Below are 14,726 nucleotides of genomic sequence, written 5' to 3' on the forward strand. Positions count from 1 at the left end.
CTCACCCCCATGTGTTGGCTTTTTTCGTACATTTGCTATTATATCTTCTATCCATCAGTTGTGCTGGGTAAACGTTGTATGTATGGAACAAAAAAAGCAATTTGGGGTGATCCTTAAACCAATGGCAGACTCTTCATACCTGCCCGTAGCATGGGAATACCGGGAAGTCATCGAAGAGGCGATTAAAAAAAAGACAGCTGGAAAAGTATTCTACTTCTGCCAGGAAGAAGGGATATGCGAAGCATCTGGGAGCATTGTTAAATTGAAAGAAATAAGTAAAGAAGGGCTTTTCATGGTGCTGAATACCGATTTAAAAATTCGGGTAGACCGGATTATCACACTTTTCGGTAAGCCCGGTGCCGCTTACGACGAGTACAATGCGTATGGGAATGCGTGCATGGATTGCCTTGGTGGATATGACAAAGATGAGTTGTGATTATTTTTTGCATATAAAAACGACATTCCCTACATTTGCAACCCTTGCAAAGGGAAAATAACCAGACTCCGTAGCTCAGCTGGTAGAGCAACTGACTCTTAATCAGTGGGTCGACAGTTCGAACCTGTCCGGGGTCACCTGTAGGGACAAGTCTAAAAAACTAAGACTTGTCCCTTTTTTATTCCCCTGTAACTTATTGTTATTCTGACATATAAGAGCATACCCTAAGCATCCCCGAGTATCCCCCTGAGCGTTAGGCGAGATGCGTAACAAAATAAACCAATTTCAAATCAGGAAATAGTTGTACATTCAAAGGGTACAAATACCCTACTCGCTATGAATAAATTAAGCAACGTCGATGAATACATCAACAGTTTCCCACAAGGAATCAAAGTGATATTGGAGCAAATCCGGCAGACCATCAGGCAAAAGTCTCCCGATGCTGTTGAATCCATCAGCTACGGCATGCCTACTTACAAGCTAAACGGCAAACCGCTGGTCTATTTTGCAGGTTACAAAAACCACATCGGATTTTATGCCACGCCAACGGGGCATTCCGAATTTGCAGAGGAGTTAGCAACATACAAACAAGGCAAAGGGTCGGTGCAGTTTCCCTTGAATAACCCCATGCCGCTGGATTTAATTAGCAGGATCGTCGCATTTCGCGTGAGGGAGACCTTGGAAAAATAAAATACACACATGATCAGTATCCAACGCACCGATTCTAACCATCCGGATTTCATTAAATTAGTAGCCGCCTTAAATGCCGATCTTGGTGCTTTTTAAATTTTTTTTAAATGAATCGAAAAGATTTTCTCCGTTCTACCCTGTTCCTATGTACGCCAGTAATCATTCCGTTTGGTAGCAAGGGCGTACCTGATTTCGAAGATGGTTATGTTATGACTGTCAATGGCCCCGTGTCAACACGGGATATCGGGTTCACCCTTTCACATGAACACATCATGGTAGACTTTATTGGGGCTGATGAGGTAACACCTGCCCGCTACGATACCGATGATGTATTTGTTAAATCACTACCACACCTAAAACAGGCGGGTGAACTGGGGTGCAAGACGTTGGTAGAATGTACACCTGCATGGTTGGGCCGCGATGTACTGTTAATGCGGCGACTCGCTATCGCAAGCGGCCTCCATATCATCACCAACACGGGATATTATGGCGCTTCTGCAGAAAAGTTTCTACCGATACATGCTCACAGTGAATCTGCTGAACAACTCGCCGCGCGTTGGATAGGAGAATGGAAAGACGGAATCGACGGCTCTGGCATCAAACCTGGTTTCATTAAAATAGGTGTCGATGGTTATCCGCTTTCCGCCGTACAACGCAAATTGGTAGCGGCCGCTGCGCTGACCCACCTGGAAACCGGTTTAACCATCGGCATTCACACCGGTAGCGGAGCGGCAGCACAAGAGGAGCTAAACATCCTCAAAAACATGGGGGTAGCACCCGAAGCTTGGATCTGGATTCATGCTCAAAATGAGTTGAATAGTGCCACACATATCAACATGGCTAAAGAAGGTGCATGGGTATCGTTTGATGGATTAAGTGACCAATCCGTCGATACCTATATCCAATTCCTTACCAATATGAAAACCGCAAACATGCTGCACAAGGTATTGGTTTCGCATGATGCTGGATGGTACCATGTGGGTGAGCCAGATGGAGGGAATTACCGTCCGTATCATACTGTCTTTACAGCACTTATTCCAGCATTGAGGAAAAGTGGATTCTCAGATGCCGAGATCAACCTGATATTTATAAAAAATCCTGCCCATGCATTGGCTGTAAGGATACGGTAGCACAGTATAGTCTATTGCTTCAATCGCTCTTTAAACTCCGCCTTGAATTTGTCAAATTAGCTTGCTGCAAGGCTTGTTTTACAGTGTCCTTGTTGGGCTTGGATATGGGTATTTTTTCACCAGATAGTAACAATAGAATACCACCGTCTTCTTTTAACCAGCTTTTTACATATTTCGGATTTACTAAATGACTTTGGTGGGTTCTTAAAAATCCGTTGGGGCACAGTAAGTCTGCATATTCTTTAAGTGATTTGGAAACCATTATTTTTTCACTACTCGAAAGGAAGAAATGGGTATACGTATTGTCTGCTTCGCAACGTATAATTTCTGATAAAGCAACATACCTTATTTCGCCTTGCATCTGTAGGGCGATTTTGTTCACATTCGTTTCAGGCTTTCTGAGTTGTTGCAGTAAAAAATCGAGCTGCGAGGTTTGCGTTTGTGCGGCCAATTTATGCTCGGCTTTATTTACCGCATTCATCAATTCTTCAATATCGATAGGTTTTAAAAGATAATCCAAGGCGGCAAATTTTACAGCTTGTATTCCGTATTGGTCGTAAGCGGTCACAAAAATAACTTCAAAATCACGCGATGGCAACAGTCTTAGTACATCAAAACCCGTTTTATCGCCCATTTGAATATCCAAGAACACCAAATTGGGCAAATATTTTTCAATGGCATCAACCGCATCACCTACACGTTGTGCCGTGGCGATTATCGTTACCTGCGGACAGTGCTTTGCCAACAATGTCCGTAGGTTCTCCAAGTTGGAAATTTCGTCATCGATTAAAACTGCTCTCATCATATTATAGCCAATCCGTTAATGTTAAACCTATTTTAGTGCCATTAGTGGTTGATTGCATAGCTAAGATAAAGCGATTTTCTTTATAAATCCGATTTAATAGCGCTATTCTACTGCTACTCAATTGCATACCTAAGCCATTGTGCTTCTTTTCCGTGTCAAATCCATTGCCATTATCGGCAACAGTCAATACCAAATCATTTGCTTGCTTCATAAATTCAATCGTAATTTTTCCGGCGGTAGCTTGTTGCGATATGCCGTGTTTCACCGCATTTTCTACAAAAGGCTGTAACAGCATACTTGGTATTTCTATGTTCGCTAAATCCAGGTCTTCGGATGGATTGATTTCGTACTGAAAGCCAAACCGCAATTGTTCCATTTGTAAGTAATCGTCCAATAAGGTCTTTTCTTGTGATAAACTAATCAGTTCTTTGTCATCCAATACGTTGCGCGTTAACCGGGCAAATTTAGCAAGGTATTTATTCGCACGGTCTGTTTCGTTTTTATTCATCAGATTTTGAATGCCGGAGAGCGCATTGAACAGAAAATGAGGGTTTAATTGGGAGCGAATGGAGTTAAGCTGAAGCTTTGCCGCGTTTTTCTGCTGCTCTTGTTCTGCCAATTTTTTCTTGTTTCTTTTTCTGGTAAAGTAGAGGATAACAAGAAAAACCAACCCGAGAAAAAATGCGATGATAAGGATATATATAAAAGCTTCTTTTTTGGTATAACTTTCTTGATCTAAAGTGATAGCGAGCGTATATCTGGCCGTATATTTTTCTATTTCTTGTGGTGAAATATCATACTTGAAAACATCATTATCAAGGGAAATATCCCATCGAATCATTGGCTGAATGATAATTTCATAATCTCCCGACTTTTTGAAAATGCTTTTGTCGATCTTTACGTAAGGTGAAAGTTTATCTTCTTCATTAAGGTAGCCACCATATAGCCATGCAGTAGATTCAAAGATTATTTTACCTGTTTTGTTGTCTTTTATGGAGGTGGAGTAGAGATAGTCGAGATCCGATCTTTCTTTAACAATGGTCAGTTCGTCATCTTTTTCAGCGAAAGTAAGGTCGATTCTTTCTTTCGGATTGACTATATGGCTATAGTCAACGCCTCTTTCAGTTGCAAAACGCTTTGCTAAGACTTCGATTTTTGCGCTCGGAATAGGCTTCCCGTAAAACACACTTTTGTAAACATCCTGCGGTCTTTTGATGTCATACGTTAGTATGGTAATGGTTTTGCCTTTTATAGGGAAGGTACCAAGTGATGTGGAATCGCGTACTTCGTCTTTCCATTCATGATCTTTCCTGATGACATCTTGTAGTTGCTCTTTATTGATCGGCTTGTTTACTACTAAGGGTTTGTTATCCTCCAAGATCGTGTACCGAAAGTTCTCCGGATTCTCTGTCTTTTGAAAATACATTTGGACACTTACATGGTTGACTTCCGGCAAATAATTAAAAGAGGTGTTGGGTTGATTGGGAAATTTATTGGCATAATAGACATTTTTGGCAGCACTATCAACATGCATGTTTAATCGTCCTCCGGCAGCGTAATTGACATAGGGGCTGACGCCTTTTTGCGCATTTACCATTGGTACCGTGATAATGAAACTAAGAACTGTAACGGCTAGTTTTTTCATGGTGTTTTAGTTTAATTTTCATCAAACTTGTCACAATAATAGGAAAACTAAAACCATAAAACAGTAATCGTAGTGTTTGAAATAGTAAATGTATTGTTCTGTACAGTATTTGAATAGTGCTATGAGAGGAGCCGATCAGTATCCATGATGTGGCGAGGGTAGCCAGCATACTTTAAAAATATTTCCTATCTTTCGGAATCAAAAAACACCACACCTATGGCTGTAAAATACGTTACTGTACAACAACATGATTTCAGGAACCCGGATAAACCACGCTATATCGCGCAATGCAAAAGCCGGGGCCACGTAGACGTCCGCGACATCAGTCGGGACTTATCCCACGCATCTACGCTGAATGCGGCCGATATCGTGGCCGTAATCGAAGGGCTGATCCACACGATAGGTCACGCCCTGTCCGATGGTTATATTGTCAAGCTGGGCGACTTCGGCTCGTTCTACCTCGCGCTGGAAGCCGATTCGAAAAACACACCGAAAGAGGTGAATGCCCATAGCATAAAAGGATGCAAAGTTTACTTCCGCGCGGGAAAAGAACTGGTGCGAACACTGGCGGAAACCAGCTTCTCGACCAAGTGACCGAAGTCGGTATCAGAAAAGGCGGGCGGCTTTAAATTGATAGCTGCCCGCCTTTTAGGTAGAAGCCGCGCGCCTTTTAGTCAAAAGGCCGGCGGCTTTTATGTGACCCATCGTAGTCTTTTTCCCTTTAGCATGAGGTGAGATACTGTCCGATATGGAACAGCTGGTGTTCGATATCGAACACTTGCTTGCATCTAAATCAATGCAAGATATTAATAATAAGCAACTTATTTGTTTGGCTTGATAACTGTAACATCTCCTTGCGGAAAGAATAAAACGGAACACGGAAAATGCAGATTAAACGGAAGGACACTGATAAATCCGTGGTATCTGTGTTCAACTGGCCGGAAAAGTTGGCTGGTGCGTTATGGAGAAAAAAGATGAAAACGACACTACGCTATTTATGGAAAAATAGGCTGTTCACCCTCTTGAATGTGTTCGGGCTTGCCGTTGGTATAAGTGCCTGTTGGTTAATCTTCGTTATCGTTGATTATGAAAGTAGGTTCAATAAAAAGATCCCCGACGGCGACCGCGTATTCCAAATAACGAGTTATATTGCCGGCGTCCCCCGTCCGATAGTTGAATTTGTTGAACAGGACATCCCCGGCGTCGAATTGGTCGTACCGATTCACGTCCGTTCGATGCTCAGTGGGAAAGGCGGTGTTCAGAATGCGCCATTCATTGATGAGCCGAAAAAGCAAATTGCGACAACCAGCGGTTATTTCGACCTCGTGCCTTATCGATGGTTATCGGGAAACAAATCAACGGCACTGGATGCACCAAATAAAGTGGTACTGACCCAACGTCGAGCAAATCAATATTTCCCCGGAATGTCCCCACAGGACATCCATGGCCGAACCATCGTTTACAACGATTCCATTCCATATGTCGTATCCGGTATTGTCGCCGAACTTCCCTTTGAAAGCAGTTTTGAATGGCAGGAATTTTTTCAAGTGGAATTTAGCAAAGATTACTGGCTTGCAGACTCCTGGAATGTCATCGATGTGCGGGAACAATTATACGTGAAGCTAGCACATGGGGTCTCTGCCGAACGGGTTACCGGACAGCTCAATGCCATCAATAATGCTCGCAATAAAGCGGATTTTGCCAAATATGAATCGTCATTTAGCTACCGGCTTCTACCTTTATCGGAAGTTCATTATGCAGCTAATTTGGGCGGAATAAGGCATCGGACTGTGGATCGGGAGGTCTTATACGGGCTTATGGGGATTGCAGCGTTCTTAATTCTACTTGCTGTAATTAATTACATCAATCTTAGCACTGCACAGCTCCCACAGCGGGCGTTGGAAATCGGCATCCGAAAAACATTGGGAAGCAACCCCCGCCAATTAATCGTCCGATTTATGGCCGAGACACTCGCTATCGCATTTGTTGCGGTTTTATTTTCTATCGCCCTTTCCGAAGTGTTTTCCTACCTGTTGGCTGATTTTATACCTCCAGACCTTGATGTGTATGATCATATCGGAATAAAGGTACTTTCGCTAACTGCCCTAATTTTTGTGATCACGCTGATTGCAGGCGTCTATCCTGCATGGCTAATTACACGGGTTCGCACCGTGAATGTCTTGAAACGAAAGACAGGGAGCGCTATCGGCGGGGTTCAGGTGAGTTTCCGAAAGGCCCTCGTTGCTTTCCAGTTCGTAATCGCAATGGTATTCATCAGTTGTTCGATCATTATCGGCCAGCAGCTGCGATTCGCGCTGACAAAAGACTTGGGATTCGACTATAATGTGGTGCTATCGGTAAATATTCCCGAACGTATTCATCAAAAACATGGAAATGAGAACAACTCCCTAAACCTGAAACGGTCGTTGGAGCAGTATCCGGAGATAGCATCCGTATCCTTGGGCGATCTACCCATGGACGAGATGTTGGGTCATACCCATTTCTTCCATCAAAATGACACGGGGATGGTCGAAGTTCTTGCAGGAGGAAAGTATATCGATGAAGACTACCTCCATGTCTTTGGCTTGGAGGTAGTGGCCGGGAGAAACATAGACTTATCAAAAGGTACGCCGGAATACATCCTAAATGAGGCTGCTGTCGAGGCCTTTGGATTTTCTTCTCCAAACGACGCCGTGGGTAAAATGCTTGTTAGCGGCTCCAGTGCAGAACCCCTCCCTATTGCTGGCGTTGTACGCGATTTCCATCAACAAGATTTCAAGAATGAGATCAGTCCACTCGTTTTGATGTTTGGATACTATAGCCAACGGGATATCCATATCAAACTGGAGCGAGCAGTTTCAAACGGATGGCAACAAGCCATCGCCAAAATAGAAACGGAATGGAACAGGTTTTATCCTGAAGCAACCTTTGATTTTCGTTTTTATGATGATGTCATCGCGGAATTGTATCGTAAAGAGCGCCAAACGTCAACGCTAATTGGCACTGCGACAGGGATCACTATATTCATCAGTTGCCTAGGCCTGTTCGGCTTGGCAACACTCACTGCTTCCCAACGCACTAAGGAAATTGGCATCCGAAAAGTACTTGGTGCGTCCGTTTCAGGAATCGTGGCGCTGCTCTCCAAAGATTTTGTGAAGCTGGTGCTGATTGCTATCGCCATTGCCTCCCCCATTGTGTGGTGGGCCATGAACAAATGGCTGGAAGATTTCGCTTACCGCATCGAGATACAATGGTGGATGTTTGCTGTAGCCGGACTCGTGGCGGTAGCGATTGCGCTACTTACGGTAAGTTGGCAGGCGGTACGGGCGGCATTGGCCAAACCGGTTGACTCGCTGAGGGATGAGTGATTGTTGGAATAAGGTAAAGTGGTAAAAACAATAAGACCCGATTGCCCTGATTACCGCATGCCCCTGTTTGGCCAATTCCAAAGCGCCTACTTTTCCAATACCCGAGGTAGACCCTGTAATCAAAATTCTTTTTCTTGCTGCTATCATGGTCCTTAAAATTATCGGGGTGCTACCCGGTGGGTTATCCAACGACGTTTCAGTAGTCATCGGGCTTGGACTGACGGGTTAATATGGTACAAAGATTGGTATTTCGTCTGTAGTTTGCAATGCGAACGGTTAGCAATAAATAACCGGAAAATATTCTCGCCCGAGTCCAGCACGATATTGTCCAACGACGTAAATAAACCTCATCAGGAACGGCTACTCTTTACCAAATCATGACAGCTTATTCGCCTCGATTACGTAAGCTTGCCGTGAAGCTATGTGTGTCATCCGCTATTATGTGATATGGATCGTAATGGCCTGTGCAAGCGTAACCTATGCGCAGGAAGTCCCGGTGCGGGGTAACGTAATAGATCACCGCGGACACCCGGTAGGCGGTGCCAATGTGTTCATCAAGGGTACCGTGTATGGTGCCACCACCGAAGACGACGGTTCGTTTACCTTCCATGTACCTTCGCTCGGCGATACGGTACTGGTGGTGCGGCACCTGGCCATGCAGGCCGCAGCAATGCCGGTAACCATCAAGGCAGATACACCACCCATCACCGTGAGGATTAAACCCCGATCCACTTTATTGGACGAAGCAACGGTTGATACACGTAACCATCGTTCCATCGACCATAACCGTTCCATTACGCTCACCACCATGGATATAGACACCTCGCCGGGCAGCGATGGCGACGTAACGACGGCGTTGCGGCAATTTCCAGGTGTACAGACCGTAGGAGAGAGCGGCGCCCTATTTGTGCGTGGTGGCAGCAGCGAAGAAAGCAAAACGTTTATCGACGGCCTGGAAATCACCTATCCCTACGTCACGGGCGTGCCCGACATCGCCCAGCGGAGCCGTTATTCGCCTCACCTATTCGAGGGGATCACATTCAGTACGGGTGGCTATGCCTCTGCTTATGGCGGTGCCTTGTCATCCATCCTTTCGCTGGATTCACGCCAGCACCCTACCCAAAGCTCAACGGTCATTGCCCTCCTGCCCTACGGCGTGCAGGGTGGCCACGATCAACTTTTCGGTGAGCGTACATCAGCCGGTGTCGATGTGGGGTATTCCAACTTCGGCCCCTATTACCGCTTGATCAATCACCGAACCGATTGGACCAGCGCCCCTGAGAATTGGACCGCAAACGCAAATCTTCGATACAGTATGCCGAAGGGCGGCATCATCAAATGGTATGGTTATGCCAACACGTCGCTGCAGGCTGCCAATCTGCCCAACGAGAACGATGCAGGAAGGCCGGCTTACCTCAAGGTAAACAACCGGAACGCTGTTTCGCTATTCACCCTGGAGCGTCCGTTGGCCAAAAGGGCTTATATGTATGTCGGCTACGGTTTTAACTTCAACCACGACGAATACGTTGCTGCATCAGCTACGGGCTCCCTTCAGGCACAGCACCAGTTGCGGTTTGCCTTCCGTACCCCGTTGATCGGTTCTTCTACCATAGATGCGGGTATGGAAGGGTATAGCGTCCGCCTCTCACTTTCGGATATGATGGCCGTATTCGACCACAAAGGTGCGGCGTGGGCGGAATTGACCATACCGGCCTTCGACAGGGCAACCCTGCGACCCGGACTACGCTTGGATTACAGTAGCTTGGTGGCAGGAGCCACCCTGTCACCCCGCCTAACGGCAACCTACCAATTGTCCGCTGCCGACCGGCTATCGCTTGCGTGGGGTAAATATACACAGCAACCCGATTATGTGTATCTTGCAGCCATGCCCAACATCAGCTACCAACGGGCCCATCACTACATCGCCAACTACCAGCATAGTAGCGGTGGCCACCTGCTGCGGATAGAGGGCTACCGAAAGGATTACGGAGCGCTGGTGACCACCCGCGATGACCTTGCGAATGACGGTAGCGGAACCGCCAGTGGCGTGGAAATTTTCTACCGAAACCAGCAAGGCGACAGCGGGCTTGATTATTGGCTGACATACAGCTACCTCCATACGGAACGTACCTACCTGGATTATCCGACGCGGGCTATGCCTACTTTTGCCACACCGCATACCGTTCATGCCGTGGCAAAGCAATTTATCCAACCGATAGGTGTCTACGTCGGTGCTTCGTATTCGTTTGCTACCGGCCGACCCTACTTTAACCCAAATAACCCAATCTTTCTGGGCGACCGCACCACTGCCTATCATCATGTGAATGTCAACGCCGCACTGCTCCGCAAATGGGGCAATACCTTTATTACCGTTGTCGCGGCTGTGAATAACGTGCTGGGAAATCGACAGGTATTCGGCTATCGCTATGCAGACGATGGTGGTTTCCGGGTGCCTATTGAGCGCCCGTATGGCCGTGCGTTGTTGATAGCAGCATTTATTAGTATCGGCAGGGACCGATCGGAAGAAATTTTAAATCAATTGCCATGAACTATCTTTTGCTTCTCTGTATCTCGCTTGCCGTATTGATGGGCGCAGCCCGCGCACAGTCACTGGAAGAATTGTTAACACCCAAAATCGCTGTATTAGATACCACTAAGGGCATGAGTGGTCTGCAACAACTGGCCAACGACTTCGAACGTATTGCACTGGCTCACCCCAAAAACTGGCATGCCAACTACTACACCGCCTATACGTATACATGCCTTGCGTTTGCAGCACCGAAGGATCAAATCGATGCACGTTGCGACCGTGCCCAGGAATATCTGGATGTCGCCATGGCCATCAGGCCGGATGATGTGGAAAATCGCATTCTGGCCGCCTACCTGCTTAGTGCGCGTATCAACGTCAACCCGATGACACGGGGTGCCAGCATGGGGCGTGAGAGCAAAGTTCATTTAACCACCGCGCTTGAGCAGGCTCCCGATAACCCTCGTGCTCTTTATGTACGTGGCATGGGTATTTTCTATACGCCGGCAGTTTTTGGTGGTGGAAAAAAGAAGGCGAAACCATTCCTCGAACGTGCGAGGGAAATCTTCGATGCCTCCACCGACTTTATTCCATTGGATCCCCATTGGGGCCGACGTGAAACCGCAGCATTGCTGGCCACCTATAAATAGCGTATTTTTCTTACCTTTGTCCGCCGCGAGCACACTGCCGTTGGCGATGAATACCATTGATATCGTATGAAGTCTGTCCAAGAACTCGAAGATTTCTTCCGTATGCATCCGGTACCTGAAGGTACGATGCTTAATGCAGCAACCGTCATCACCGAACCTGATAAATATTTGGAGGTCAACCTCGACGTCGTTCGGAATTGGACTCGGGATTTGAATAAATGCCCGAGCTACTGGCACCTCTGCCAGTTGGCAGCCATCATTTCGGGTACGGAGCAGGCTGAGGGGACCCGATGAAGCCTATGATGAAGAAGGGGCTACTGCTCGTTGTAATTTACCTGGCGTTTATTAGTCTGGGCCTCCCTGATTCCTTACTAGGCCCCGCTTGGCCCACGATGTATATCGATTTAGCCGTACCCATCCATTTTGCAGGCATCATTTCGATGATCGTAGCTGGCGGGACGGTGATTTCCAGTTTGTTTAGTGCGAGGTTGATTGCCCGTTTGGGGGTAGCCTCGGTAACCACTTGCAGCGTCTTAATGACTGCCTTGGCATTAATGGGGTTTTCATTTTCACACCACTTCATTTTTTTGTGCCTACTTGCCATTCCCCTAGGCTTGGGTGCAGGGTGTGTGGATGCTGCCCTCAATAATTACGTGGCCCTGCACTACAAAGCTAAACACATGAATTGGCTGCACTGTTTTTGGGGGGTGGGGGCGGCGGTTGGTCCAATCATCATGGCCCGGCAGTTGGCAAACGGCGAATCGTGGAACAGCGGATATTTCGCAGTGGGTTCGATCCAGTTGGCTCTGGTGCTGGTTTTGCTCTTGTCAATTCCGCTTTGGATGCGCAGATCAGCGACCCTTTCTGGAGATCACGGTGATACCAAAGCGGGGTTTAAGACATTGCTGCGTATCGCAGGTTTGAAACAGGCGCTCTTGGTATTCTTTTGCTATTGTTCTGTCGAGGCAACATTTGGGCTGTGGGGCGCAAGCTATCTGGTCTTCGCCCGGCATCTGGAGCCTGATGATGCGGCAAGGCTGGTTTCCATTTACTACGTGGGCATCACAGCAGGGCGCTTCGCTTCGGGCTTTATCGCAGGTCACCTTACGAACAAGCAACTGGTATATATGGGACAGGGGATTATCGTGCTTGGGTTACTCGTCCTGTTGTTGCCGTTTGATGCCGCTTTGCTTCCAGGCTTCCTGTTGATTGGTCTGGGATGTGCACCCATCTTCCCGAGCCTATTGCACGAAACACCACGGAATTTTGGCGAAAAGCATGCGCAGGCCATTATGGGCATGCAAATGGCCAGCGCATATATTGGTATCACATTGATGCCGCTATTGTTTGGGAAGTTGGCTTCTTACCTGGGCTATTCCTTTTTATTGGGCTTTATTGGGCTTATGTTGGTGCTACAAATCGTTATGACCTACAACCTTAACCGCAGCGTGTCCACCAAGAAGGCGATGCCCGATTGATATCGTGTTAATAGCGCCGGGTTATTTATTCGAATACGGATGTTCGGTCGCCATGGGCCATTGGTTGCGAGATGACGATAAATTCGAGGTCGTGATCCGTTTTATTAAATATCCGATGATGTTCGCCCGGTTGGATATAAAACCCTTGCCGTTCGCCAACATCAACATATGCACCGTTTTTTTCGAACGTGGCCGTTCCATTGAGAATAAAGAAAAACTGTTGTGCGTTAGTGTGAAAGTGGAGGGTTTCTTCCGTGCCCGGTGGCATATTTTCCTGGATTACACTCAGGGCATCCGTTTTCACGAGGTGCCAACCATCGCAATTATCGCCCCACTGGTAATGTGGCGCATGTTGTTTAACGATTAATCCCATCTTATTTCGTCTGTATTCGTGGCTAAAAGTAATGATTTATGTAATTGATTTGTGGATCCAGTGGTCCGATTTTTGACAGGATACGATTTTCTCCCTATCTTGGGCGGTACGAATAATCGACAGTTGAATTTACGATAAACAAAAAAGCTATGCGGAGTGCTTTATTGACCCTAGTATGTTGGGCAATGTTAGCTTGGAGTGCCTTTGCGCAGGAACAAATAGATCGCGCCAAATATGAGCTCATACGGGAAACCATTAATTTTCTAGCTACGGATAAAGCGGTCTCACAAGACACCACGTTCCAGATCTCGTGCGAAACGCTGGACTACGGATGCTTCGGGCAGCAATTGTCCGGTAATCCTATAGCTGGTATTGAGGTATGGTATAACCGTTGGCGATCGATGTCGATAACTGACGAGGCCGGTTTAAAAATGTTGCGTGACCGGATGTTCGCCGATATTTTTGACCGGCCTGGCAAAGGATATCGGAAACAGCTACCCGGTTATGAAGGGTATGTAATCCGCACAACGGACCTGATAGAACCTCCCAACGAAACACCGGTACCTGTAGTCGAAACCGCTGAAGACACGATCCCCGAACGCGTCCCTGACCACGTCGGATCGGAACCCATATACCCCGAACAAGACTCGGGTCAGATTGATAACCCCGAAAAAGAAAACAACATGATTGCTTACCTCGCTATTGCCATCGGTCTCATGGCCCTGGTCATTGCTGCCTTACCGTTTCTTAAGAAAAAGGAACCAGACCACCAGTCGGCCCATTTCGACGGGCTGGAGGAATTGCATAGCCGCTTGGACGGCATTGCACTACGTATGAAAAGCCTGGAGCAGAAAATCAGTGATGCCGAAGCCGCCGAGGCGATAACCCACCTGACCGATATTATGGAATCGGTGGAAAAGCGGGTGGTCGAATTGGAGGGCCGCATCAGCGAGTAGGGCGGTCGTCGTACGTTGGACCGTAGAGGCCGGGCACTTTATTGCCGGTCGCGCGGAGGTATACAATCATTTCCCCTCGATGGTGATAAACGTGGTTAAACAGGAAGCTACGTACTACAACACCTCTGGGCATCGGTCCGATTAGCGTATGGTCGCCCGATTTCATCGTCCAAAGGTCTTGCAACTTTTCATCGGATATCGAATGTAACGCGGCTCTGGCCGATTCTACGTTTTTCTCGAAAAGGTCAACGGTTGCCTGGATGTCTCCCGGGTCCCCACGTTGAATACGGTCGGCGGCCATGTCATACACGTCTTCGGTAAGTGTGCCCACGTACCAGTAGTAGATGGTTGCGATGTGTTGCGCAAGTTCGCCCATTGTCCACGAAGTAGGGGCAGGCCGGTAGTCGATGTCTTTTTGGGGAACGGCCAGCAATAGCTTTCTGGTACTGGCTACTTCATGTTCGAATTCGGCAAGCAGGGATTTCAGCATCATGATGTGTCGTTTTGACTCAAATTTACGAAATGCTTTTATTTATACACCATGATTGTACGCACAATTATACGCGAAAGAGTATATTTCAGAAGCAGCCGAGTAGACCGATAACGGCGTAAGCCCCCATGAGCACCTGTAAAAGCAGATGTCTAGGCGAATGAATTCGCTTTTATAT

General features: G+C 47.0%; 14 protein-coding genes and 1 tRNA gene. 11 read left to right on the forward strand and 4 right to left on the reverse strand.

Annotated elements, in window-relative coordinates; all coding sequences use genetic code 11:
• Positions 1 to 82: 82 nt before the first annotated feature.
• The 4 genes from VNQ80_RS02545 (at position 83) to VNQ80_RS02560 (ending at position 2,256) form a co-directional block, all read left to right on the forward strand.
• A complete protein-coding gene (locus VNQ80_RS02545; protein WP_325635877.1) occupies positions 83 to 436 on the forward strand; it encodes a hypothetical protein in 354 nt (117 codons plus the stop codon).
• 64 nt (positions 437 to 500) lie between these two features.
• Positions 501 to 573, forward strand: a tRNA-Lys gene (locus tag VNQ80_RS02550).
• A 199-nt stretch (positions 574 to 772) separates the two neighbouring features.
• On the forward strand, positions 773 to 1,126 hold the full coding sequence (locus VNQ80_RS02555) for an iron chaperone (protein ID WP_325635878.1): 354 nt from the start codon (positions 773 to 775) through the stop codon (positions 1,124 to 1,126).
• A gap of 107 nt (positions 1,127 to 1,233) precedes the next feature.
• Positions 1,234 to 2,256, forward strand: coding sequence for a hypothetical protein (locus VNQ80_RS02560; protein ID WP_325635879.1), 1,023 nt, complete (start codon positions 1,234 to 1,236; stop codon positions 2,254 to 2,256).
• Positions 2,257 to 2,275: 19 nt separating this feature from the next.
• On the opposite strand, the gene VNQ80_RS02565 is transcribed toward VNQ80_RS02560, so the two are convergent.
• The gene (locus VNQ80_RS02565) at positions 2,276 to 3,061 is read right to left on the reverse strand and encodes a LytTR family DNA-binding domain-containing protein (protein WP_325635880.1); all 786 of its coding nucleotides are present in this window, start codon (positions 3,059 to 3,061) and stop codon (positions 2,276 to 2,278) included.
• Position 3,062: 1 nt separating this feature from the next.
• The gene (locus tag VNQ80_RS02570) at positions 3,063 to 4,706 is read right to left on the reverse strand and encodes a sensor histidine kinase (protein ID WP_325635881.1); all 1,644 of its coding nucleotides are present in this window, start codon (positions 4,704 to 4,706) and stop codon (positions 3,063 to 3,065) included.
• A 216-nt stretch (positions 4,707 to 4,922) separates the two neighbouring features.
• Here VNQ80_RS02570 and VNQ80_RS02575 point away from each other — a divergent pair, with 216 nt between their 5' ends.
• The 6 genes from VNQ80_RS02575 to VNQ80_RS02600 all read left to right on the forward strand — a co-directional run bounded on the left by VNQ80_RS02575 (position 4,923) and on the right by VNQ80_RS02600 (position 12,729).
• Positions 4,923 to 5,300, forward strand: a complete 378-nt coding sequence (locus VNQ80_RS02575; RefSeq protein ID WP_325635882.1) for an HU family DNA-binding protein — start codon at positions 4,923 to 4,925, stop codon at positions 5,298 to 5,300.
• A 380-nt stretch (positions 5,301 to 5,680) separates the two neighbouring features.
• On the forward strand, positions 5,681 to 8,074 hold the full coding sequence (locus VNQ80_RS02580; protein WP_325635883.1) for an ABC transporter permease: 2,394 nt from the start codon (positions 5,681 to 5,683) through the stop codon (positions 8,072 to 8,074).
• 421 nt (positions 8,075 to 8,495) lie between these two features.
• A complete protein-coding gene (locus tag VNQ80_RS02585; RefSeq protein ID WP_325635884.1) occupies positions 8,496 to 10,622 on the forward strand; it encodes a TonB-dependent receptor in 2,127 nt (708 codons plus the stop codon).
• 8 nt (positions 10,623 to 10,630) lie between these two features.
• Positions 10,631 to 11,251 (forward strand): hypothetical protein, encoded by a 621-nt coding sequence (locus VNQ80_RS02590; protein ID WP_325635885.1) that lies wholly within the window; start codon positions 10,631 to 10,633, stop codon positions 11,249 to 11,251.
• 66 nt (positions 11,252 to 11,317) lie between these two features.
• Complete coding sequence (locus VNQ80_RS02595; protein ID WP_325635886.1) at positions 11,318 to 11,545, forward strand: DUF6965 family protein; 228 nt, start codon at positions 11,318 to 11,320, stop codon at positions 11,543 to 11,545.
• Between the two features lie 5 nt (positions 11,546 to 11,550).
• Complete coding sequence (locus tag VNQ80_RS02600) at positions 11,551 to 12,729, forward strand: MFS transporter (protein WP_325635887.1); 1,179 nt, start codon at positions 11,551 to 11,553, stop codon at positions 12,727 to 12,729.
• Positions 12,730 to 12,754: 25 nt separating this feature from the next.
• Here the strand turns inward: VNQ80_RS02600 and VNQ80_RS02605 are convergent, their stop codons facing one another.
• Entirely contained in the window at positions 12,755 to 13,102 is a 348-nt protein-coding gene (locus VNQ80_RS02605; protein ID WP_325635888.1) for a cupin domain-containing protein, read from the reverse strand.
• A 185-nt stretch (positions 13,103 to 13,287) separates the two neighbouring features.
• Between VNQ80_RS02605 and VNQ80_RS02610 the strand changes: the two genes are divergently transcribed.
• The gene (locus VNQ80_RS02610; RefSeq protein WP_325635889.1) at positions 13,288 to 14,058 is read left to right on the forward strand and encodes a hypothetical protein; all 771 of its coding nucleotides are present in this window, start codon (positions 13,288 to 13,290) and stop codon (positions 14,056 to 14,058) included.
• On the opposite strand, the gene VNQ80_RS02615 is transcribed toward VNQ80_RS02610, so the two are convergent.
• Positions 14,048 to 14,551 carry a DinB family protein gene (locus tag VNQ80_RS02615; RefSeq protein WP_325635890.1) on the reverse strand — a complete coding sequence of 168 codons (504 nt, stop codon included), beginning with the start codon at positions 14,549 to 14,551 and terminating at the stop codon, positions 14,048 to 14,050. The genes VNQ80_RS02610 and VNQ80_RS02615 overlap by 11 nt on opposite strands.
• Positions 14,552 to 14,726 lie beyond the last annotated feature (175 nt).

It is taken from the genome of Parapedobacter sp. (genome assembly GCF_035556095.1).
Taxonomy (GTDB): domain Bacteria; phylum Bacteroidota; class Bacteroidia; order Sphingobacteriales; family Sphingobacteriaceae; genus Parapedobacter.

Bases quoted from the DNA above. Each gene is read 5' to 3' on its own strand.
- VNQ80_RS02545 (WP_325635877.1), top strand. From the start codon at position 83: ATGGAACAAAAAAAGCAATTTGGGGTGATCCTTAAACCAATGGCAGAC.
- VNQ80_RS02555 (WP_325635878.1), top strand. From the start codon at position 773: ATGAATAAATTAAGCAACGTCGATGAATACATCAACAGTTTCCCACAA.
- VNQ80_RS02560 (WP_325635879.1), top strand. From the start codon at position 1,234: ATGAATCGAAAAGATTTTCTCCGTTCTACCCTGTTCCTATGTACGCCA.
- VNQ80_RS02565 (WP_325635880.1), bottom strand. From the start codon at position 3,061: ATGATGAGAGCAGTTTTAATCGATGACGAAATTTCCAACTTGGAGAAC.
- VNQ80_RS02570 (WP_325635881.1), bottom strand. From the start codon at position 4,706: ATGAAAAAACTAGCCGTTACAGTTCTTAGTTTCATTATCACGGTACCA.
- VNQ80_RS02575 (WP_325635882.1), top strand. From the start codon at position 4,923: ATGGCTGTAAAATACGTTACTGTACAACAACATGATTTCAGGAACCCG.
- VNQ80_RS02580 (WP_325635883.1), top strand. From the start codon at position 5,681: ATGAAAACGACACTACGCTATTTATGGAAAAATAGGCTGTTCACCCTC.
- VNQ80_RS02585 (WP_325635884.1), top strand. From the start codon at position 8,496: ATGTGTGTCATCCGCTATTATGTGATATGGATCGTAATGGCCTGTGCA.
- VNQ80_RS02595 (WP_325635886.1), top strand. From the start codon at position 11,318: ATGAAGTCTGTCCAAGAACTCGAAGATTTCTTCCGTATGCATCCGGTA.
- VNQ80_RS02600 (WP_325635887.1), top strand. From the start codon at position 11,551: ATGATGAAGAAGGGGCTACTGCTCGTTGTAATTTACCTGGCGTTTATT.
- VNQ80_RS02605 (WP_325635888.1), bottom strand. From the start codon at position 13,102: ATGGGATTAATCGTTAAACAACATGCGCCACATTACCAGTGGGGCGAT.
- VNQ80_RS02610 (WP_325635889.1), top strand. From the start codon at position 13,288: ATGTTAGCTTGGAGTGCCTTTGCGCAGGAACAAATAGATCGCGCCAAA.
- VNQ80_RS02615 (WP_325635890.1), bottom strand. From the start codon at position 14,551: ATGATGCTGAAATCCCTGCTTGCCGAATTCGAACATGAAGTAGCCAGT.